The sequence below is a fragment of the Brevundimonas sp. GW821-FHT10A07 genome (genome assembly GCF_059415785.1).
In genome coordinates this window covers 139,045-160,104 of record NZ_JBWKNX010000004.1, presented here as the reverse complement: position 1 = coordinate 160,104, position 21,060 = coordinate 139,045, and the positions used below count along the sequence as shown (strand labels likewise).

The 21,060-nt window shown below is 65.4% G+C and carries 15 protein-coding genes and 2 pseudogenes; 12 read left to right on the top strand and 5 right to left on the bottom strand.

What is annotated here, in order from left to right; all coding sequences use genetic code 11:
* Window positions 1–17: 17 nt before the first annotated feature.
* Window positions 18–1,619, top strand: coding sequence for a sensor histidine kinase (locus tag AC07NC_RS04785; protein WP_494568755.1), 1,602 nt, complete (start codon window positions 18–20; stop codon window positions 1,617–1,619).
* Between the two features lie 210 nt (window positions 1,620–1,829).
* Here the strand turns inward: AC07NC_RS04785 and AC07NC_RS04780 are convergent, their stop codons facing one another.
* The 4 genes and pseudogenes from AC07NC_RS04780 to AC07NC_RS04765 all read right to left on the bottom strand — a co-directional run.
* Window positions 1,830–2,075: a hypothetical protein gene (locus AC07NC_RS04780; protein ID WP_494568754.1), complete on the bottom strand. Its 246-nt coding sequence runs from the start codon at window positions 2,073–2,075 to the stop codon at window positions 1,830–1,832.
* Between the two features lie 325 nt (window positions 2,076–2,400).
* Window positions 2,401–3,840 (bottom strand): IS1182 family transposase, encoded by a 1,440-nt coding sequence (locus AC07NC_RS04775; protein WP_447941415.1) that lies wholly within the window; start codon window positions 3,838–3,840, stop codon window positions 2,401–2,403.
* Between the two features lie 155 nt (window positions 3,841–3,995).
* On the bottom strand, window positions 3,996–6,812 hold the full coding sequence (locus AC07NC_RS04770; RefSeq protein ID WP_494568753.1) for a hypothetical protein: 2,817 nt from the start codon (window positions 6,810–6,812) through the stop codon (window positions 3,996–3,998).
* Between the two features lie 61 nt (window positions 6,813–6,873).
* Window positions 6,874–7,185 (bottom strand): annotated as a pseudogene (locus AC07NC_RS04765) (Tn3 family transposase); the annotation flags it as partial.
* A 98-nt stretch (window positions 7,186–7,283) separates the two neighbouring features.
* On the opposite strand from AC07NC_RS04765, the gene AC07NC_RS04760 reads away from it, so the two are divergent.
* From AC07NC_RS04760 to AC07NC_RS04735, 6 genes are all read left to right on the top strand, one after another.
* Window positions 7,284–7,979, top strand: a complete 696-nt coding sequence (locus AC07NC_RS04760; RefSeq protein WP_494568752.1) for a TetR/AcrR family transcriptional regulator — start codon at window positions 7,284–7,286, stop codon at window positions 7,977–7,979.
* A gap of 89 nt (window positions 7,980–8,068) precedes the next feature.
* Window positions 8,069–9,442: an MFS transporter gene (locus AC07NC_RS04755; RefSeq protein WP_494568751.1), complete on the top strand. Its 1,374-nt coding sequence runs from the start codon at window positions 8,069–8,071 to the stop codon at window positions 9,440–9,442.
* Between the two features lie 2 nt (window positions 9,443–9,444).
* Entirely contained in the window at window positions 9,445–10,230 is a 786-nt protein-coding gene (locus AC07NC_RS04750) for a tyrosine-protein phosphatase (protein WP_494568750.1), read from the top strand.
* Between the two features lie 100 nt (window positions 10,231–10,330).
* Window positions 10,331–12,772 (top strand): TonB-dependent receptor, encoded by a 2,442-nt coding sequence (locus AC07NC_RS04745; protein WP_494568749.1) that lies wholly within the window; start codon window positions 10,331–10,333, stop codon window positions 12,770–12,772.
* A 1-nt stretch (window position 12,773) separates the two neighbouring features.
* A complete protein-coding gene (locus AC07NC_RS04740) occupies window positions 12,774–12,968 on the top strand; it encodes a hypothetical protein (RefSeq protein ID WP_494568748.1) in 195 nt (64 codons plus the stop codon).
* A 4-nt stretch (window positions 12,969–12,972) separates the two neighbouring features.
* Entirely contained in the window at window positions 12,973–14,328 is a 1,356-nt protein-coding gene (locus tag AC07NC_RS04735) for a hypothetical protein (protein ID WP_494568747.1), read from the top strand.
* 108 nt (window positions 14,329–14,436) lie between these two features.
* On the opposite strand, the gene AC07NC_RS04730 is transcribed toward AC07NC_RS04735, so the two are convergent.
* Window positions 14,437–15,069, bottom strand: coding sequence for a recombinase family protein (locus AC07NC_RS04730; protein ID WP_494568746.1), 633 nt, complete (start codon window positions 15,067–15,069; stop codon window positions 14,437–14,439).
* Between the two features lie 38 nt (window positions 15,070–15,107).
* On the opposite strand from AC07NC_RS04730, the gene AC07NC_RS04725 reads away from it, so the two are divergent.
* From AC07NC_RS04725 to AC07NC_RS04705, 5 genes and pseudogenes are all read left to right on the top strand, one after another.
* Entirely contained in the window at window positions 15,108–18,062 is a 2,955-nt protein-coding gene (locus AC07NC_RS04725) for a Tn3 family transposase (protein WP_494568745.1), read from the top strand.
* A gap of 137 nt (window positions 18,063–18,199) precedes the next feature.
* Window positions 18,200–18,844 (top strand): DUF6904 family protein, encoded by a 645-nt coding sequence (locus AC07NC_RS04720; RefSeq protein ID WP_494568744.1) that lies wholly within the window; start codon window positions 18,200–18,202, stop codon window positions 18,842–18,844.
* Between the two features lie 103 nt (window positions 18,845–18,947).
* Window positions 18,948–19,448: pseudogene (locus AC07NC_RS04715) on the top strand (TniB family NTP-binding protein); the annotation flags it as partial.
* Complete coding sequence (locus AC07NC_RS04710) at window positions 19,445–20,512, top strand: TniQ family protein (RefSeq protein WP_494568743.1); 1,068 nt, start codon at window positions 19,445–19,447, stop codon at window positions 20,510–20,512. The pseudogene AC07NC_RS04715 and the gene AC07NC_RS04710, both read left to right, overlap by 4 nt.
* A gap of 153 nt (window positions 20,513–20,665) precedes the next feature.
* Window positions 20,666–21,010 carry a hypothetical protein gene (locus AC07NC_RS04705; protein ID WP_494568742.1) on the top strand — a complete coding sequence of 115 codons (345 nt, stop codon included), beginning with the start codon at window positions 20,666–20,668 and terminating at the stop codon, window positions 21,008–21,010.
* Window positions 21,011–21,060 lie beyond the last annotated feature (50 nt).

The following is a 21,060-nucleotide window of genomic DNA, read 5'->3' as shown; positions in this document are numbered from 1 at the left end:
AGGGTTGGGAGTCCGACATGAACAATGCATTGCCTGCGCTACGGCGCGAGATGCAGCTGATGAAAGCCGGCGCGGCTCTCGTTCTAGGCGTCGTCTGTTTGGGCATGGTCATAGCTCTCCTGCTGGTAAGCCGCGCCATCGACGCCAGTGCGCTCATGAATGAGCAAGCTCTGGTCGAGCGCCGCATCGCGCGCAGCCTGACTGGCATAACCGACGACATCACCTCCGCCACGATCTGGAACGACGCCGTCACGGCGATTGAAAGCCGGGATCTGGAATGGATGCAGATCAACTTCGGCGACTACTATGCTGATTACATGGATCACGTCGTCACCCTGGTCTTCGACGAGCAGGGCCAGCTTCTGCAAGCGTCGCGCGACAGCGAAACTGTGAGCGCGGCCCGCGAGGCGCCATTGATCACGGCAACGCAGATGCTGCTTGCCGAGGTCAGGAAACACTCCACGGAGGCCCCGCGCCGCACGGCGGTGGGTTTCAGCGGAGTGGCGACCCGATCGGGTGTCGTGCGGGCGGACGGGCAACTCTATCTTGTGGCAGCGGCGACCATCGTTCCAGAAGAAGAGGCTCCGGTTGCGCGACCGGCCCGGGACGCCGTCGTGATCTCGGCCAAGCCTGTTGAGGCCCTGATGTCCTCAATGAGCGCCGACCTGGGTTTGCAGGCCCCCCGGCTGACCGCGTTGGACGCGCCTCATCTCGCCGTGTTGCGGTCCGCTGATGGGTCGGCCCTGGCCGGTCTGTCGTGGACGCCTGCACGTCCCGGACGGCAGGTGCTGATCAGGGTAGTCCCCGTTTTCGCGGGCTTCCTCATCGCCTTCCTGATCGCAGCCGCTTCGATGTGGCGGCGCATTGCTGGAAACGTCCGTCGCTTGAGCGAAAGCGAAGCGGCGCTCAGCGGAGCGCTAGTCGCGGCCGACGCTGCTAATGTGGTCAAGTCGCGCTTCCTCGCCAACATGAGCCATGAGCTGCGCACGCCGCTAAATGGGGTGCTCGGCATGGCCGAGATTGTATTGCTGAGCGGCCTGACAGGGCCGCAGCGGGCGCAGGTCAATATTATTAAACAATCCGGCGAGCACCTCCTGAGCATGATCGAGCGGATCCTTGAGATGGCCCACATCGACAGTGCGCTCTCGGAGCCCGAGGTCCGGCCGATGGATCCCGCTACGGTCTTCGCTCAGGTGGTGGCAGGTCTGCGAGACAAGGCGGTCGCCAAACGGCTCGCGCTGATGGAGGACTACAGTTCTGCAGGACCAAGACTCGGCGATGCCGGCAGGGTCTCGAAAGTTCTACACGCTATCATCGACAACGCTATCCAGTTTACCCCGCAGGGGTCCGTTCGTTTGACGCTGGAGCAGACAGAGAAAAGCGTGATCTTCATCGTGGCCGACACTGGGGTCGGCATGTCGCAAGAAACGCAGTCCCGCCTCTTCACGCCTTTCAGCCAAGGCGATGATTCCGCAACCCGCTCTGTTGATGGCGCGGGACTGAGCCTGGCCCTGGCCAAGCGCCTGGTGACCTCAATGGGCGGGCTCATCGAGTATGATACCCGGGTAGGCAGCGGCACGACCTTCCGAGTTCAGTTACCTTTACCGGCGGCGCAATGAGCGGGCTTGGCATCCACATTGGCGGTCTGAGCCCGCTCAGCCAGGTTCCGGCTTTTCGGGCTACTGATTGGCTGGCGTTTTTCGGACCCGCATGTGTCTGACTCGAGGCACGAGCTCGCGTCTAGGTCGGCTCACCGGAATGTCCGCTCCGGGTGGGAAGCGGACGTTGGACTTGGGCCGAGAGCTGATTATCCAACCTAACTCATATCGCTACGCGCGTGATGCAGCCCTCGCTTCGGCGCGGGCGTCGCGACGGGCTACGTCACCACCCATTTCGAAACCCTGTGCAAACATTTGCCAGCCAAAGAGAGCGACCCACGCCAGCGCCAATGCGGTCTGAAAGCCGCGATAAAGGGCTGCTCCGCGGGGTCGCGCCTCGATAACTGGACGGTTTCTAATCAAAGCCAGAAACCCGACGCTAAGCGCGATCATCAGAATGTAAGGCAAAATGTTCACGTTCGTCTCCATGCTGGCTCAGCGACCTTACAACGACTGGTCGTGTTCGCCAGTCGCATGCAGACCACGATAGGGCGATAAAACCAAAGGCGGTGCCTGAACGGACGTCCCGAATGTCCGCAACGGGTCGGGAACCGTCATGGGCTGTCAGCTGGAATTACGACTTTCGATCACACTGAATGTCGTGTTTGCGGCAGCCGGCGAATGACCGCTTCTGGCGCTTCTGAGACCTTGAGGCTTAACCGCCGTTCGTGACTGAGGCTGTGTAAAAACGAGTTGAGCTGCGGGCGTGCGCGAGCGGCATGATGCGCAGAGCGCCTCATTCTCAGGCTCTGATCGCGTCTATCAGCGACTTGGCCCCCAACACCGCCATCGCCCGCTTCATGTTATAGGCCAGGATGTGGAGGCTGATCTCGGTCTTCACGTTGGGCAACCGCTTCATCAGGAAGTGGGTGTGGCCCATCCAGGCCTTGATGGTGCCGAACGGATGTTCGACCAGGCTTCGCCGCTCGCGCATGGCTTTGGGCCTCAGGTCCATTCGGGTTTGCAGGGCATCGATCACCGCCTCATGCTCCCAGCGCGTGACCTTTCGCTCGACCGCAGGCGTGCACTGAGCCTTGATGCTACAGCCTGTGCAACTGGCCCGATCCCAGTATCGATGCAGCTTCATGCCTCTTTCGACGACGGTCATGTGGTATGGAAGCAGGGAGCCGGCCGGGCAACGGTAGACGTCTTGATCAGGCAGATAGACGAAGTCCTGCTTGCCGAAGCGCCCATTCGCCTTTGCGCCTGACGTCAGCGTCTTTGGCACGAAGGGCGTCGCGCCCAGGGCCTCACAGGCCAGGATCTCCTCGCCGGAGAAGTAGCCCCGGTCCGCCAGCACATCGAGCCTCTCCACGCCCATGGCGTCCTTGGCTAGACCAGCCATGTTCGCCAGCTGTTGCTTGTCCGATCCGGTCATCACCACCTCATGGGCGACGATCAGGTGATGCTCGCCCTCGACGGCGGACTGGACGTTGTAGCCAACGATGCCGCTCCCCCGGCCTGATGTCGCCATGGCGCGAGCATCGGGATCGGTCAGGGATACCTGGCCATCAGGCGACGCTTCGACCTCAGCCTCCATGACCTTCAACATCGCCATCTGAGCGCGAAGGCGACCGATCTTCTCGACCAGCCTCACCGATCGCGCCTCCACGCCATCTCCCTCGTGACGGTCGGTCGTGTCGAGGTCCCGCAAATAGCCGGCGATGTGCTCGGCGACCTGCTCGATCCGCCGCTTCACCTTGTAGGCGGTGAAGTTCTTGTCGCGGGTGTTCACCGCCTTGAACTTTGAACCGTCGATGGCGACCAAGGCCGCGCCGAACAGGCCAAGCTGGCGGCACAGGACCACGAACTGCGCACAGGCCGCCTGGATCGCCGGACCATTCTCGCGGCGGAAGTCGGCAATGGTCTTGTGATCCGGGGCCAGCCGCCCCGTCAGCCACATCAGCTCGACGTTGCGCTGCGCCTCGCGCTCCAACCGCCGGCTCGACTGCACCTTGTTCAGGTAGCCGTAGACGTAGAGCTTCAGCAGCATGGCCGGGTGATAGGCCGGACGGCCCGTCGCCGCCGGCGTCATACCCTCGAAGCTCAGACCGATCAGATCCAATTCGTCGACGAAGACATCGACCACCCGGACCGGATTATCCTCGGCCACATAGTCATCGAGACACTCGGGAAGCAGCGTCTGCTGCCGGCGATCTGCACCCTGAACGAAGCGGCTCACAACCCACCTCCTGCTGACCTCAGGAGGCTAACCTAATTCGCTCATTCCGGAGGCGTTTTCACACAGCCTCGACTCATTGCAGACGGAGAGAAGGTCCGCTGCCGGACCAGTGGCCATCTAATCGCTAAGGGCGGATGAGTGGACAACTTCTTGTGTTAAGGCCAAGCCCTGAACTCGACCACAGCCGCCCAAAGGTCATCGACGCCTGGGTCTGCTTGGCTGTACCAGCGATCAAACAAGGCACGGAAAACGACAGCCAGCGCTGGCCATGCACGCGCACAGGCCAAGGCACCTAAATAGAGCCGGCGGTATGTGGAGGCGGGATCGTCTTCGCGGGAGCCGGCGATCAGAACCATAAGGACGGGATCCACGACATCGGCGGTTCGTGGGTCGTCCAAACGAACAGCGCTGGACATCGTCTTCGCAACTCCGCCAGCGATGGCGTGCATCATCCTGAAGAAGGCGTCGTCGTCGAGAGGATGCGCCTGAAGCCCCTCGACTGCTATTTGGCAAAGGGTCATTCCATCTTGGGATAGGGCTAGGGTCGAGAAATCGAGGGCCGCCACCGCAGCGGAGTAACGCTCAGCTTCGGCCTCTGCGCAGCCCGGGCGGGCTAGGAGGCTCGCCATTCGCCAAGCGTCCAGCGCGCCGGATCCTGTCTCGATCTCGCTCAAGGCCGCTTGGAGATAGGCTCGCCGGAGGGTTCCGGGCACCAGGTCGGAGGCGAGCAAGCCCTCAGGCGTACGATTGAGCCATGACCCTAGCGCATTAGTGCTGTGCTCGCTGGCCAGAAGCAGCCCGGCGTCGGGCCCAATCTGATCCGGTGCGAACGCAAGGACGCGGGTGGCCAACTCGCCTTGGAGCGGCGTCGGCAGTCGCATCCAGTCCGGCGCGCCCCCCAACACATAAGCGAGGCCGTGATAAACGAGGGAGCTGGGCCTCAGAAGAGCAGGCCCAGCGCGATCGCGGTGGAAGGCCGGGTCGCCAGCCAACTGGTCATCCCTCGGAGTGCTGGGCTGATGATCAGCGAACCGTCGGCGGATGTCCGCATAATCGTCGGTCAAGCCGCACAGGACGGTCTGGAGGCGGTGGGCATGCGCCCAGCACAGGGCAAGCCGCTCCTCTAGCGGAAGTGCGCGCCAGTCCGGGTCGGAGGCGTACGCCTTGCGGGACCAGGCAACCAAGTCGAGCAGCAGTCCGTGCGCCTCGTCCGGATGGGCCAGCACGGCCTCGATCGACACCACGTCATCCGCTCCAGCCCTGCGACGCGCCGCAGTCAGATGCAGAGCGGCCACAACGCTGAGCGGAAAGCTTGGGGTGAAGGCCGGGACAAGGTCGGAAAGGTCGACCGGCAGACCACCTAGTCTCAAGAGCGCCTGATCATCGCCCAAGGACGTCGAAAGATTCAGCCATGCCTGACGGACGCGTTCCTCAATGGGGCCGGTTCCGTCGAGCCGCAGAGCGTGCAGGGCGGCTCGAGCCGGCGGGGGAAACAGACCTTGCAGCGGGATGTCTCCCGACCCGGCGAAGGCCTCGGCCAGTTCACTGTAGTGATGCTCGACGACGCTTTCCCGCGCTCGCAACAGGGTTTGGACCAAGGCGGTCTTCGACCGCGACCGGATCGCCGTCGCGTTGGCTTCGTCACGCACTCCGGCCGGCAGGTCTAGGGTCTGCACATAGGCCCGGATTGCCGCACTGCGCGGTTCGCCCGTCAGGGCAAGCGCCTCGGCGAAGGGGAGGTTCATGACGATCCCGGGAGGCGCGCCGACCGTGAGCCGTTGGTCCGCCCAACTCAACGGGACCGACTGACCATCGACCGACTTGACGGTGGCTTGGCCCTGCCGGACAGCGCGTGCGCAGGCGGACCACAAGGGTTGGCTGTCGAAGACATGTTCACCGGTGGACAACCGGGTGTGGGACGTCAGGCCTACTGAGGCGGCAAATACGGGATCCGCGATCAGGGGTTCGCGCAAGGCGTCCGGCAGAGCCATGATCTCGTCGTGGCGCAGCTTGCGGACCAGCCTCATGTCCTCTGGCGCGACTTTCAGGTCGAAGGTCGCCTGGTAGAGCGACCGGTATTGTTCGACCAGCCGCGACACCCACGCCCTGTTCGAGCGGCCCATGCGCGGCGCCAAGGCGCAGCGGCTGAGCCAGTCGATGTAGGCCTTTCGGCGGGCCAAGCGTTCGGCATACTGGCCCCCGTCGATCTGCGCGCCAAGTGCGAACAGCCCCGCCAACGAGATCGAGGCCATCAGGCGGTTGCCATCTCCGGGCTGATCGACCGGGAGGGGGCGCACGCACCGCTCCAGCTTCAGACTCGCCCAGATCCAGTCCGATCGCGCGACGCGATCCTCCTCGGTCACGCCGTCCTCGCTCCAGACCGCGCGCAGGCATTGCTCCATCAAACGCATCTGGGTGCTGAAGAAGGTCTGCTCGCTGGCCCGTTCGCCGGTCAGGCTGACATACAAGTGGCGATCCAGCCGGCCCGTCGAGGCGAGATTGCGCCTCAGGACGGCGAGGTCGGGCGTCTCGCGCAGCACACCGCCACGGATCGGTGCGGGTCGCAGCGACGCCATGACCTCGTCCGCGGTCATGGGGATGAATGCCGCGCCGCCTCTTCGGAGGCGCATCAGCGCGCCGAAGCGTTCCGCGGCTGTCATGCGGCCCGCGCTGACGAGGGCGTTCAGCACCTCGACGACGGTGACGATCGGGTTGTCCTGGCTACGGCGATAGCCGCTGGTCATCCGATCATCGATCCAGACCACGCGGCCCTCACCGCCCGGCGAAGACAACGCGCCCATCAGGCAGGTCTCCAGCGGGGTCACCCGACGCGGCGTCGCCGGATCGGCTTGGGACGCATCGTCTGCGGCGGGATCAACGTCGTCGTCATCGCCCTCACTTTCGCCGTCCTCTGAAAGGGCACTCTCGGTCGACAGGTAGGCGAATGTTCCGCGGGTCAGGCCGAGAGCCACAGGGCTTACCTCAAGGTTTGTTCGTCAGAACACGCTTTGAAGAACGAACCATGAATATGGGCTATGCGGCGCGGTCGTTGAGAGGCCTGAGCCCGCCTGCAGTCGCGGCGTCGGCCCAGAGATAGTCGCCCGTCAGGCCGATATGGGCCCAACTCATCGGCGACAGGTGCGCCAGAAGCTCATCTGGCACCGCGACCTCCCTGTCCTGGAGATGCTCGACGGCGCGCTGCATATATAATGTGTTCCACAGGGCGATGGCGGCGATCACCAGATTGAGGCCCGAGGCGCGGTGCTCCTGGTTTTGCAGGGTGCGATCGGCGATCCGGCCCTGTTTGTGAACGAATACCGCCTGGGCAAGGGCATGGCGGGCCTCGCTTAACTCTTTACGCAGTCAGGTAGCGGAAATTCGCGTCAAAGGCTGACATCAAGCCGAACGCACGGTAGGCATCATCGAGCAGGGTGAGGTGAGTGGTGAAGCCAGACGATATCCGAGTCGAGCCGCCCAAGCCCGCGGACGGCGCCCGCGCGCTGGCCAAGCAGCGCACCGCCGCCCAGATCATCGAGGTCAGCCTGCGGCTCTTTCGCCTACAAGGGTTCGACGCGGTCACCACCGACCAGATCGCCCGCGAGGCCGGGGTCACTCAGCGCACCCTGTTCCGGCATTTTCCGCGCAAGGAGTTGATCCTCTACGACGGCGACTACGACTATGTCGCACGGTTCGAGCGGTTTCTTGACGAGGCCATGCGGGTCTGGGACGATCCCGGCGAGGCTATCCGCTCGGCCTTTCGCTCGTTGACCGCCTATTTCGACGCCAATCGCGAGCGTATCTCCGCAATCTATACGATCATCCAGACTTCGCCCCAGCTCACCGTCGTCGAGCGAGGACACCAGGCGCGGATCGATCGGCTGGTGGCCTGCGCCCTTGATGGGCGCGAGGCCTATCTGGCCCGCGCGTCCGCGCCGTCCATGCATGCCCGGATCGAAGCGGCGGTGCTGTTCGCCACCATTCGCCCCATGTTCCGGGCCTGGCTGAACGGCGAGCTGACAGGCGAGCTACGGCTCTACGCAGAGGTGGGCTGGGCCCATGTCGATCCGGTCCGCCGCGCCGCACGGGCCTATGCCGACGCCACCGGTTTCGATCGCATTGAGGCCGCCCAGGCGAGCTGAGCGTCCCCGCGCAAATGTCACATTTCTAAGATGGACGCTAATGTCAGTCGCTGACATGAGAAGGCGACTTTGCTCGCGGATCCTCGGTCATGACCACCTCGCCGTCGAACCAGCGCCTGGGATGGGCGCGGTTGATCGCCTTCGTCGCGCCGTGGGCGCCGATGGGCGCGATCACGCTGCCCGCCATAGTGTTCCTGCCGCCGCTCTATGCCGGCCACGTAGGGCTGGGCCTGGTGCTGGTGGGGCAGGCGGCCATGGCCTCGCGCCTGTTCGACATCGTGATCGACCCGATGATCGGCGCGGCCTCGGACGCCACGCGCACGCGCTGGGGACGGCGGCGGCCATGGCTGCTGGCGGGGACGCCGATCTTCTGCCTGGGCGCCTGGTTCCTGTTCCGGCCGCCCGCCGACGCTGGCGTCGTCTATTTCCTGGTCACGCTGTTCGCCACCTATCTGGGCTCCTCCCTGATCCTGGTGCCGCACACCGCCTGGGCCTCGGAGCTGTCCCAGGACTATGACGAGCGCAGCCGCGTGCTGGGCGCCAATGAGTGGTTCAACCTGCTGGGCGTGTTGGCCGTGGCGGTGCTGGCGGCGGGATTGGAGCAAGCGGTCCGCGCCGACCTCGCGCGACAGATGGCGGCGGTCGGCTGGCTGGTGACACTGAGCGCGCCCGTGGCGGTGGCCTTCTGTCTCCGGTCCGCGCCCGATCGGGTCGAGGCCGCGCCGATCCGGACGGCCACGCCGCCGCGCCGCTGGCTCCACGCCGCCGCCGTCCTGGGCAACGGCCGTTTTCTGACCCTGTCGATCGTCAAGTTCGTCAACAGCGTCGCCGAGGCCATGGCTTCGGCCCTCTGGGTGTTCGTCGCCGCCGACGTGCTGGGCCTTGCGGGCCAGGCCTCGACCCTGCTGGCCATCCACATCGCCATGGGCTTCGTGGCCATCCCGGTCTGGACGATGGCCAGCTACCGGCTGGGCAAGCGCCGAGCCACGATGCTCGCCATGGGCTGGCGCGTGCTGCTGACCCCGCTGCTGCTGGTGCTGCCGCATGGCGGCTTCGGTGCGGCGGCGCTGTTCATGGCGGCGGTGGGCCTCAGCCTGGGGGCGGAGTCGTCGCTGTTGCGGTCCATGGTGGCCGACGTGGTCGATCAGCACGCCCTGGAGAAGGGCGTGCGGCAGGCCGGCGTCTTCCAGGGCACGTTCAACGTCATCTCGAACCTGGGCAAGGCGGTGGGCGTGGGCATCGCCTATCCGGCCCTAGCCCTATGCGGCTTCACGCCCGGAGCGGTCGATGCGGCGGATCACAGCCGAATCGCGGCCTTGTTCTACGCCTTCGCGCCGCCTTTACTGAACGGCTTGGCCGCCTTGGTCCTGCTGCGCTTCGACCTCTCGCGCGCCGACCTCGCGCGCATCCAGGCCCGCCTCGCCGCTGGCGAGGTCTCCCGTTTCCCCGACCAGCCAGAGTGAAGATGACCAAGCCTTTTGCCTACGCGCCCCGCAATTTCCGCGACCTGGGCGGCACACCCGCCGCCAGTGGCCGAGTCCGCACGGGCCTGCTGTTCCGCTCCGCCCAGTTTGATCGTCCGACCGCCCAAGAGGTTCGATTGATCGCCGGCCAGGCCATTTCGCTGGCCGTCGACCTGCGCCATGACGTTGAGAAGGCCGCGCCGGCCCAGCGCCTTGAGGCGGTCCTGCCGGACCTGCGCGGCCTCGCCGTGTCGCTGACCGACATCATCCCTGACGGAGAGACGCGCTCGGCCGCCGATCTACTCGGCGGCTTGGCTAGCGCTGCTGACGCCCGCCACTGGATGGCCGGGCAGTTCGCCGACACCGTCCGCCGCCGCCGCCCGCAGGTGGTGCAGGTGCTGGAGGCGCTGATGGCTCATGAGCAGGGCGGGGCGCTGTTCTTCTGCGTCGCGGGCAAGGACCGCACGGGCGTGATCGCGTCCCTGTTGCTGATGGCGCTGTGCGTTCCGCGCGCCCATGTGGCCCGCGACTTCGATCGCACCAACCGACGGATCCTGAGTCTGCCGTTCCTGAAGCTGCGCTCGCGAGGGGCCAAGTCGCAATACGACCTGAGCGGGGTGCCCGACGCGGTCATCGACGCCCTGGCCGACGCCCACCCGCTGTTCCTGGACGCTGTCTACCGGACAGTGGACGGCGAGTTCGGCGGGATCGACGGCTACTTGACGAAAGAGGGCGGGATCGACCCCACGATCCTGGCCGCCTTCCGCCGCCGCTTGATCGCCGCGTGAGGTCGAGATGTCGCGCACGGTTCGAACAACCGTCACAATAACCGACTATGTCAGCCACTGACATCAACGGCGTTTTGGTCGCCGAACTCGAGGTGCTGAGATGAAGACGAGACTCGCGGCCTGCGTTTCCCTGATCGCCCTGGCCGCCGCCACCCACGCGGCCGCCCAGGCCGCTCCGGTTAAGTCCGAACCGACCGAGCTGACCGAGCTGACCGAGGTCATCGTCACGGGCGAGAAGTTCGGCCGCACGCTGAAGGACACGGCCACCAGCGTGGGCTACGTGTCTGCGGCCGACATCGAGGCCTCGACCATGATCTCCGGCCGCGACGCCTTCGAGCGGCTGGTCAACGTCAACACCGCCGGCGCCAACGGCCGCTTCGCCATCCGGGGGGTGGCCTTCGACAACGTCACCGGCGCGGGCTTCGGCGCTCTGGGTACGATCTATGTCGACAACGTGCGCATGAGCGACAAGAGCACGCGCTTCGGGCCGGACCTCCTGTGGGACGTCCAGTCGGTCGAGGTCCTGCGCGGCGCCCAGTCCACCCTGCAGGGCCGCAACGCCCTGGCCGGCGCGATCTACATCACCTCGCAGGACCCCACCTTCGATTGGCGCGCCAAGGGCCGGGTGATGGCCACCGACGGCGGCGGCCGCGATTACGCCGTGGCGGTGGGCGGTCCGCTGGTCGCCGACTCCCTGGCCTTCCGCCTGACGGCCGAGAAACATCAGAGCGACGGCTTTACCAGCAATCCGGTGCTCCACACCGACAAGGCCGACTACGCTGACGACCTGCAACTGCGCGGCAAGCTGCTGTTCAAGCCGAACGACGACCTGACCGTGCGCCTGGCCGTCAACTACGCCGACATCGACCGCCGCGACGCGCCGTCCGACACCCGCACCCTGGGATCCGACGGCTATCTGCCCGGCAACGCCTCGCTGGGCTCGGGCTTCGAGACCGGCGTCACCGGCGCGGCCGCGGCCGAGCGTCGGGTGACCTATGTCAACGTCCCAGAATACGACCGCACCAAGACCACGGCCGGCGCCCTGACCGCCGACTGGCGCCTGGCGCCAGGCCTGACCCTGACCTCCGAGACCACGGCCTCCTACAGCGACAACTACAAGCAGCGCGACGGCGACGGCGGGTCTTTCAAGTACAACTACACGGGCGGGGCGATCACCCTGTCCAACCCCCACAAGATCGGAGACTTCGACCGCCTGGCCTCGGGCACGACGACGGCCGACCCAGTGGACCTGCAGCAGGAACGCTACCGGCTGTGGAGCGAGGAGCTGCGGCTGAAGTACGACGCGGGCCAGAACCTGCGCCTGCTGGGCGGCGTCTTCTACACGCGCGAGCACGAGCGCGAGGACAACTTCACCCTCTACGTCTTTCGCAATGTCCAGTCGCTGGTGGCTTCGACGGCCAAGGGCTACGGCCTGAACACGGCCACCGCCAACCTGCTGGCCAGCGCCTACAGCAACGACGCGCCGCTCTACACCTTCAACGCCCAGCCGGTGGATGTGGAGAACTACGCCGGCTATGGCGAGGGCGAGTATGACCTCAGCCCACGCCTGACCCTGAACCTGGGCCTGCGCTACGATCATGAGGAGAACACCTCGGGCGTGACCGTGTCGGGCACGGTGCTGGGCTTGGCCGACCCGACCCAACTGGCGGCCATCAGCCCGGCCCTGGGCCAGCTGGCCGCCGGCATCAACGCCGCCCTGAACCCGTTCACGACCGCCAAGTCCGTGGCTGACCAGAGCTTCCACGCCTGGCTGCCCAAGGCAGGCCTGCGCTACAAGTTGAGCGACGATGTGACGGTCGGGGCGGTCGCCCAGCGGGCCTATCGCGCCGGCGGCGTGAGCGTGAACGTGGTGCGCCAGTTGGTGACCCCGCTGGCGCCTGAATACACCTGGAACTACGAGGTCTATACGCGCGCCGATCTGCTCGATCACCGCGCCCATTTCAGCGCCAACGTCTACTACGTGGACTGGAAGGACCAGCAGGCCGTCATCGACCTTTCCGACAAGGAGAACGACAGTATCGGCGTCAACGCCGGTCGCTCCAAGCTCTACGGCTTCGAGGCCCAGTTGGAGGGTGACCTGACCAAAAGCTTCAAGGTCCATGCGGGCTTGGGCTACAGCCATACCGAGTTCACCCAGTTCAACGTCACCCTGCCGGCCGCCGCCGCGGCTCTGGGCCTGACGGTCGATCCGGCCAAGCTGGACGGGCTGGAAGGAAAGTCCTTCGCCTACGCGCCCCGCTGGACGGCAGTGCTGGGCGGGACCTGGACGGGCCCGCGCGGGACCTTCGCCAGCGTCAACGCCAATTATCAGGGCACGAGCTATTCCGACACCGCCAACACTCACAAGAACGGGGCCCGCACCCTGGTCTCGGCGCGCGTCGGGGCGGATCTGGGCCGCGTGACGGTGGCGGCCTTCGCGCGCAACCTGCTCGACGTCGACTACGTCAAGGACGCCAGCACCGCCCGGCCGCTGCTGGGCGAGCCGCGCGTGGTCGGGCTGTCGCTGGAGGCGCGCTATTAGCATGGGCGACCTGCCGCTGATCGGAATTCCCGCGGGCCTGGGGCTGCTGAGCCTCGTCCTGGCCCTGGCGATCCTGCGCCTCGTCGCGCGACGAGAGGGGCCAGGACGCGTGGGCGCTGCGGTCAGCGGCGTCTCCTGCCTGGTCCTGGCCGGGTTCTGGGCCTTCGTGGCCGGTTTTCACGCCATCACGGGGTAGGGCGATGAAGCGTCTTGTCGCCCTCGCCGTCGCGCTTCTATGGCTCGTGCCCGCCAGCCACGCCCTGGCCTGGGACGAGGTCACCCATGGCCACATCACCGACCAGGCCGTCACCCGGGTGCGCGATCCGGAGCTGAAGGCTTTCTTGCTGGCCCATCGCGACGCCGTGCAGTCGGGCTCGGCCTTCCCGGACTGGGGCCATGCGATCAAGCCGCATGGCGAAGCCCTGCACGCGCGCTATCTCGATGTCGCTTTCGACGACCTGACGGCCCCGGGCGCGCGCGCCCGGCCCGGCTACGACGCCTTCCTGGCCCACTATCTGGGCGCCTACGCCCACGTGGTCGAGGACCGGGTTCTGGACTGCACCCTGAAGCAACAGGCCAAGGTCGTGGGCGAGCGCCGCGACGACATGGAGAACGGTATGCTGGCGATCGCCGGCGAGGGCTATCTGCGGCGCGACTACACGCCGTTCATGCCCCAGGCCGACCTCGCCCGCGTCTATGCCCAGGCCGGCTATTTCGGCGACAGGCGCCTGAACGCGGCCACGCTGCCGACGGTCATGCGCAAGGGCATGGAGGCCGGCGCGATCCAGAACCGGCAGCTGAAGTTCCTGTCGTTCCTGACCTATGACTGGGCCCGGCGGGAATTCCCCTGGGGCTACGCCAATATCGAGCGCGCGCCGGGCGGCTTCGAGTCCAACGCCGCCGCCGTCGCGGCCGGCTGGGAGGCGATCTGGGCCCAACTGCACGGTCGACCCGCCCCTGTCTTCGTGTACAGCCTGCCCAGCGACGGGGGCGTGCTGGCCAGCACCGATCGCGAGGCCCCCTATGGCAAGATCACCGTGGTGGCGCGTCGTCGGTTCACCGTCAGCCGGCTTGACCCGGCCTGGGTGCATTTGTCCGGCCAGCGGTCGGGTGCGATTCCGGCGATGGTGCGGCCCTATCTTCAGGACGGCGAGCACGACACCGACCTGGTGTTCCAGGTCGAGGCGGCCCGGCCCTGGACGCCGGGCGAGACCTATCGCCTGACGATCGACGGCGCGCCCGACGCCACCGGACGCCTGGAAGCCTCGCCACTGACGATCACCTTCCGCGCGCCGACGGGGCCCCAATTCACCCAGCGCGCCCCGGCGCCCCGGCCCTGGCGGCTGGGCGCCTTCCTGGCGGTGCTGGTCGGCGGGATCGGCGGCTTCGTCTTCGGCCTGCCGGACGTGCTGCGGCTGGCCTTGCGTGGCGAGCGCTGCTGGCCCCCGCTGCGGGGGGTCGCCAAGACGGTGGGGTTGGGACTGGGGGGCTTGGCGCTATGGCTATTGGTCACGGACGGCGTCACGCTAATCAACGTCCTGCGTGCGCATCACTGAATTCTCAGCACGAGGGCTCACCTCAAGGTTTGTGCGCTAAACCTCGATTAAATGCACAAACGGTGAACAAGTCTGAACTTTTGGCCATTGCCCTGCAGCGGACCCAGCCTATGCCTCTGACGCAGGGATACGGCCGATGGTCGCCTTGCTGACACCTAGAACCCTAGCCAGGTGGCGAACACTTTCGCCATTGGCACGTTGCTGAGCAACAAAGGCGCGCTGCGCTACAGTAAGGCTGTGGCGACGCCCCAGCTTCACGCCCCGGGCCTTTGCTCGTTCCCGTCCTTCGCTGGTTCGAGACCGGATGAGCTCCCGTTCGAACTCGGCGAGACCGCCTAGGACGGTGAGCATCAGGCGGCCATGCGGGGTTGTAGTGTCAGCCCAGGTGTCGCGGACTGACCGAAATTGCGCGTCTTTGTCCGCGAGCGCGGCCAGCACATTAAGAAGATCGCGGGTGGAGCGGGCCAGCCGATCCAGTCGGGTGACCACAAGCACGTCGCCGGTGCCGAGCGACGCAATCGCCTTTTTAAGCTGGGTGCGGTCGGTCGTGGCTCCAGATGCAATTTCGCTGAACACCTTCTCACAGCCAGCCGCCGTCAGTTCGGCGATCTGGGCGGCGGCGCTCTGGCCGTCGGTCGAAACCCGTGCATATCCGCAAATCATGGGCCTGATTCTGAGACTATAATCTGAGACACGCAAGCCGCTGATATCGTTGGGGCTGGTCAGCGTCTCTTTTTTCAAGAATTGTGAGCCGCCGCAGAAGCGGCGGGGACATTCCCATGGCGCGGCGAAGCTTGCTCACGGGTGATGAACGGCGAAAGCTGTTCGAGCCTCCGGTCACGGACCGGGAGGTGGCGCGCTGTTATACCTTCTCAGCCGAAGACCTCTTATGGATCGAGGCGCGTCATGGCGCCTCCAATCAGCTGGGTGTCGCGGTGCAAATGGCGCTGTTGCGCCATCCGGGGTTCGGGTGGCGTCTGGACGAGACCGTGCCGGCCGCAGTGCTGCGTTTCCTGGCCGACCAGGTCCACGTGGCGCCGTCGGCGCTGGATGACTATGCACGGCGACCGCAGACCCGCCTGACCCATGTTCGACAGCTTCACGAACGATTGGCCTTGCGGCCGTTCAACCGAACCGATCTTCGCCGTGCAGTGGAAATCGCCAGCGCTGCGGCGCGGTCTACCGACAAGGGCGGGCCGATCGTCGAGGCGTTGATCGCGGAACTGCGTCGGCAACGGATCATCCTACCCCCGGCGGAAACCTTGGAGCGCATCGGCCTGGCTGGCCGCGCCCAGGCAAGGCGCAAGGCGGCCGACGATCTGCTTGCTTCGATCACCCTGTCGCAGTTCGAACGCATCGACCAACTGCTGATCAACGATCCGGCTTTGCGCAAATCGCCGCTGGCCTGGCTCCGGGAAATTCCGGAATCGCCCAGCGCCGCCAGCATGGCGGGCATCACCGAGCGACTGGCCTATGTCCGGGCCATCGCCATCGATCCGGCGATCACCAGCAGCATCCACGAGCACCGCTTCGAGCAATACGCCCGCGAGGGATCGGTCGCACCGGCGTTTCTTCTGAGCGGGTACAGCGTCGGCCGACGCCGCGCGACCGTTGTGGCGCAACTGATCTTCCTGGAAAGCCGCCTGAGTGACGCCGCCGTCGATATGTTCGATAAGATGGTCGGCTCGCTGTTCGCCAAGGGCCGCCGCGGCCGCGAGCGCAAGTACCAGGCTAGCAGCCGCGAGGTCAGCCAGATCATGCGTCTGTTCAGCGGCGTGATCGGCGCCGTTGATCAGGCCCGGGTCGATGGCGGCGACGTTCTCGACCGCATCGACGCCCATGTCGGTTGGTGGAAGGTGCTGGCCGCCAAGCCAAAGATCGACGCACTGGCCGCCCTGGCGATCGAGGATCCGCTGGTCAGCGCCGCCGACCGCTACGGGGCGCTGCGCCGGTTTGTCCCGACTTTCCTGGAGCACATGCGGTTCAGGGCCGGGACCGGTGGCGCGCCCTTGCTCAAGGCGTTGGAGATCCTGCGCGACCTCAACCAGTCCGGCCGACGGGAGTTGCCCAACGACGCGCCCCTGCCGTTCGCGTCCAAAAATTGGAAGGCCCTCGTCAAGCCGGTCGGCGGCCCGATCAACCGGCGGCTCTATGAGACCGCGCTGGCCGCCACGTTGCGCGACCGCATGAGGTCTGGCGATGTGTGGATCGAGGGCTCGCGAGCCTACAAGCGTTTTGCAGACTTTCTGCTGCCCAAGGATGAGGTCGCCGCCGAGGCGGAGGCCCTGCCGATCAATGTAGAGATGGGAACATACTTGGCCGAACGGGCAGGCCTCCTGGATCAGCGCCTGACCGCCTTCTCTCGGCGCCTCTCCAAGGATGACTTAGTTGGCGTGACTTTGAAGGGCGAGGAGTTGTCGGTCACGCCGGTCAAGGCCAACGCGCCCGACGAGGCCCGGTCACTTGACCGGGCGATTGACGCGCTACTGCCCCGCGTCCGGATCACCGAACTACTGCGGGAGATCGACGCCCTAACCGGGTTCTCGTCGATGTTCCGCGAACTGCGGTCGGGCAAGGTCCACGACAATCCCAGCTGCATCCTGGCCGCCGTCCTGGCTGACGCCACCAATCTGGGCCTGGAGCGGATGGCCAACGCCAGCCAAGGCGTCACCTACGCCCAGCTTGCCTGGACCCAGAGCTGGTATCTGAGTGAAGAGAACTACAAGGCCGCGCTGGCCAAGATCATCGAGGTCCACCACGCTCAGCCGTTCGCCCGCCATTGGGGCGACGGCCAGGCTTCATCGTCCGACGGACAATTCTTCCGATCCGGCCGGCGGCGCGGCGGGGCCGGCGAGGTCAACGCCAAGTATGGGCCCGAGCCCGGCTTGCGCATCTATACCCACCTGTCGGACATGCACGGATCGTTTCACACACGTGTCTTGTCGGCCACCTCGTCGGAAGCGCCCTATGTGCTCGACGGTCTGATCGGACGCGGGGGCGGCGAGCACTACACCGACACCGGCGGGGCGACCGATCATGTGTTCGCTCTCTGCCATCTCCTCGGCTACAGGTTCGTGCCGCGTCTGCGCGATCTGCAGGATCGTCGGCTGGCCATCATCGGCCCCAAGCCGCGCCACAAGATCCTTGAGCCTCTACTGGGTCGACCGATCCGCGTCGACGTGATCGAGGAGAACTGGGACGACGTCGTCCGCCTGGCCGCGTCGATCAAGGCCGGCTCGGTAGCCCCGTCGGTGATGCTCAAGAAGCTGTCGGCGTTTAAGCGACAGAACCGCTTGGATATGGCCCTGGCCGAGGTGGGCCGGATTGAGCGGACGCTGTTCACCTTGGACTGGTTGGAGAGCCCCGAGTTGCGCCGGCGTTGCCAGGCGGGCCTGAACAAGAGCGAGGCCCGCCATGCGCTTGCCCAGGCGGTATTCGTTCACAAGCAGGGCCGGATCGCCGATCGCACCCTGCAAAACCAGGAGCACCGCGCCTCGGGCCTCAATCTGGTGATCGCCGCCATCGCCCTGTGGAACACATTATATATGCAGCGCGCCGTCGAGCATCTCCAAGACATGGAGGTCGCGGTGCCAGATGAGCTTCTGGCGCACCTGTCGCCAATGAGTTGGGCCCATATCGGCCTGACGGGCGACTATCTCTGGGCCGACGCCGCGACCGCAGGCGGGTTCAGGCCGCTGAACGACCCGGCCGACCGGCTGTACCGAGCAGCGTAGCCGTGTGTTCCTGCTTCGTACTTCTTAGCGTACTTTAGCGCACAAACTTTGAACCGCGCGGCTACTGGCTTTCGCGACCCGCATTGTCGGCATCTGCCAATCATCGTCTATTCGGCCGGCAACCCGACGGAGTCACCGTGCTACAGTTTGAATTGCTGAAAAACCACGCTGGCATGGTGCTGATCGGCGACTACCTGACGCTTCGCGAGCTCCATACCCTCGTTCACAAAGTCAACGAGGACTCGCCGATGATCCACGACAAGGAGGGGCCGTTTCTCGGCCTGGCTTACGACATACGAAAAGCCTACGAGCAGCAGCGGCGCGTCATTGATCCGCCCGAGCACATCCCCGAGATCGGCCCAAGGTTTGGCGTGGAGATTCTGTGGCCGGTCCTGCTGTTCCAAACCCGATTGCTCCGCCGGGCGCTCGCCTGGGTGCCGCATGGACCCGGCGACCAAGCTCTAGTCTACGCCCTTGAGCACACGGTCCAGACCGCGATCGAGGCAGCCTTTAACGACCTCGCACCGATGGTCGTCAGCGCGTGGCAAAATCTGGACCCCGTGCAGCCCGAGGCCGACGACCAGTTGGACGCCCGCGGCGCATTGTTCTGCTCCTGGCCTAAAGCGCGCCGGAGGCGAGACTTCGCCAACCTGCTCGAAAGCTTCAGTCCCTTGTACGCCTTTGCCTACGAGGTGAAAGTTGGCAGAGGAGAACGGCCGCTCCTAGACCCGGCTGAGATCGAGCTTTGGCGCGGGGCCGAGTGGCCCGACCCGAAGTGGTAGCGTTCTCAAGGTTTTTGCGCCCGTAGCGCTGAAGTTCTTGGTTTGTACTTCAAAGCGTGTTCTGGCGAACAAACCTTGAGGTGAGCCCTACTTCGAGGACGTCAGGCCCGACGTCATGATCCTCGATGAGGTCGGCAATCTGAACGCCTATACCGGGGCCCGTGGCGCCATCTGCCTGAACGCGCTGCGGCGGCTGTGCAACGTCCACAAGGTCGCTCTGCTGGGATTTGGCACCGCGACCGCAATGACCGCCATGCAGGCCGACGAGCAGCTCGAGAACCGACTCGAAATCTTCCACCTGCGACCGCTGACTCCGCCGGAATTCACCACCTTTGTCGACCTGATGACCAGCGCCATGCCGCTGCTCCAGCCCACCGTCTGGTCGCCAGCGATGCTGGAGCGCGCATACGAGATGACCGGCGGCTATGTCGGGCGCACGGTTTACCTGATCCACGACGCGGCGACCGAGGCAGTTCTATCCGGCATCGAACAGATCACGCCGGAGATCCTAGACAGCGACGAGCTCGCAGAGAGCCTGGCCGCGCTGCGCCAGGCGCGAATGCGCGCCGGCAGGCGGGGTCGCCGATCTGGGGGAGACCGTTGACGCTCAAGCCCTATCCGGACGAAGCCCCCGGATCAGTCCTGATGCGCTGGGCCGCACGGGGCCGCGTAGCGCGCGCGCTGGGTCAGATCGCGTTTCAGGACGACGTTCAGACCCCGCAGGTGGCGCTAATGGCCTTGCGGCAGGCGGGTGCCAGCGATGAGGTTCTGGAGCAAACCGACGCCTTGGCGCTGGACCGGCGCTGGCCCTTGCTCGCGGCCGACGATCTCGACCGCCCCGCCGAGGAGTCCGACCGGTTGGGAAAGGCATGCGAGTTCTGTCTCGCGGAGGACTCAGCTGAAGGGCGGGATCACTATCTGAGGCAGGATTGGCGGCTGGCTTGGCGGATGAGCTGCCGACGGCACGGTTCGCCGCTAGTCGATGTGGAGACCTTCGACCTCGTCCCGGTCGTAATCAATGGCCAGCGCGAACGCCGGGTGCGGTTGTTGCGAAATTTCGAGAAAACCGTGGATCGCTTCCTGAGGCGGGCGCGGGGAGGGGGCTTCAACCGTCAAATTATCCCGGCTGCCGCGCTATGCTTGGAGGCTGACATTGACGCCGCCCTCGATGGGCGTCGGCTTCCCGCACTCTGGTGCTTGGGGTCGGACTGGCCGCGGGCGAGGCGGTCCCTGATAGGTCTCGCCGATCTGCTACTGAGTCCCTCTCGTACCGGGCGCGAACGTCTGATCCACTATGTCGCTGATGAAGACCTGATCCCGTACAGCCACACGCAGTTTTTCACCACAGGGGGTTTCCCTGTTTTGGGCAGCCTCTGGCAACGCCGCATCCTCGAAAGCTGTGCTCGGCTTCTGATTGATCCGGACCGGTATGAGCATCTGGATCAGGGACGGCGGTACACGCCCCATGCTGATCTGCTTGGGGGGGGCGGCACGGTGAGGGCTCACGGCGCTCTCGGCCGGATGGCTTCCGCCGACACGCTGAGCACCATCCTGGCGTACGCGCGGGTCGAGCAGATCGAGCGCCTCGAAGCCAACCTACCTGGAATGGCCAAGCCTCTGGCAAACCGAATACGCAACGCCGCTGCCGTCGCGCTTTATATCCCATAGGGAACTAGACGACCGCCGACATGCGGCGACTTCGTTAGCTCCGGTGCCTAGGTTCTATATAGGATAGAATATATCGCCACCGCCTAGACGCCGGACTCCAGTTTTGCGACTCTCTAGGAGTTAAAGTCAAAAAATGTTCCAGGAGTCAGGGTGATGAAACCGAAAAACGGTTCGCTCCCGGATCACTACCAGACGATGAGCCTTCGTCTGCCTAGGCCGATCCATGAACGCATGAAAGCCTTGGCTTCGCGCCGCGGCTCCCGTGCGGCTGAAACCTATATCGATACGGTCGAGGCTTTTATCCGCGACCATCTGAGCGACGATCAGCACATTTTCGCGGTCGAGAACGACGCTGTGCATATCACCATCAGCACACCCGGCGCGTTTGTGCGCGCGGTTCGCGAGGCCGCGAATGTGCGGCGAGTCAGTCCCAACGAACTGATCTACACGGCCGTACTGCGGGAGCTCGACGCTACGGCCGCCCCAGGCGTCGGATGATCGGAGTTCGAGTCCAGGGATTCAGGCACCTGAGTCCAGACATTTGGGAA

Bases quoted from the DNA above. Each gene is read 5' to 3' on its own strand.
- AC07NC_RS04785 (WP_494568755.1), top strand. From the start codon at position 18: ATGAACAATGCATTGCCTGCGCTACGGCGCGAGATGCAGCTGATGAAA.
- AC07NC_RS04755 (WP_494568751.1), top strand. From the start codon at position 8,069: ATGACCACCTCGCCGTCGAACCAGCGCCTGGGATGGGCGCGGTTGATC.
- AC07NC_RS04750 (WP_494568750.1), top strand. From the start codon at position 9,445: ATGACCAAGCCTTTTGCCTACGCGCCCCGCAATTTCCGCGACCTGGGC.
- AC07NC_RS04745 (WP_494568749.1), top strand. From the start codon at position 10,331: ATGAAGACGAGACTCGCGGCCTGCGTTTCCCTGATCGCCCTGGCCGCC.
- AC07NC_RS04740 (WP_494568748.1), top strand. From the start codon at position 12,774: ATGGGCGACCTGCCGCTGATCGGAATTCCCGCGGGCCTGGGGCTGCTG.
- AC07NC_RS04735 (WP_494568747.1), top strand. From the start codon at position 12,973: ATGAAGCGTCTTGTCGCCCTCGCCGTCGCGCTTCTATGGCTCGTGCCC.
- AC07NC_RS04725 (WP_494568745.1), top strand. From the start codon at position 15,108: ATGGCGCGGCGAAGCTTGCTCACGGGTGATGAACGGCGAAAGCTGTTC.
- AC07NC_RS04705 (WP_494568742.1), top strand. From the start codon at position 20,666: ATGAAACCGAAAAACGGTTCGCTCCCGGATCACTACCAGACGATGAGC.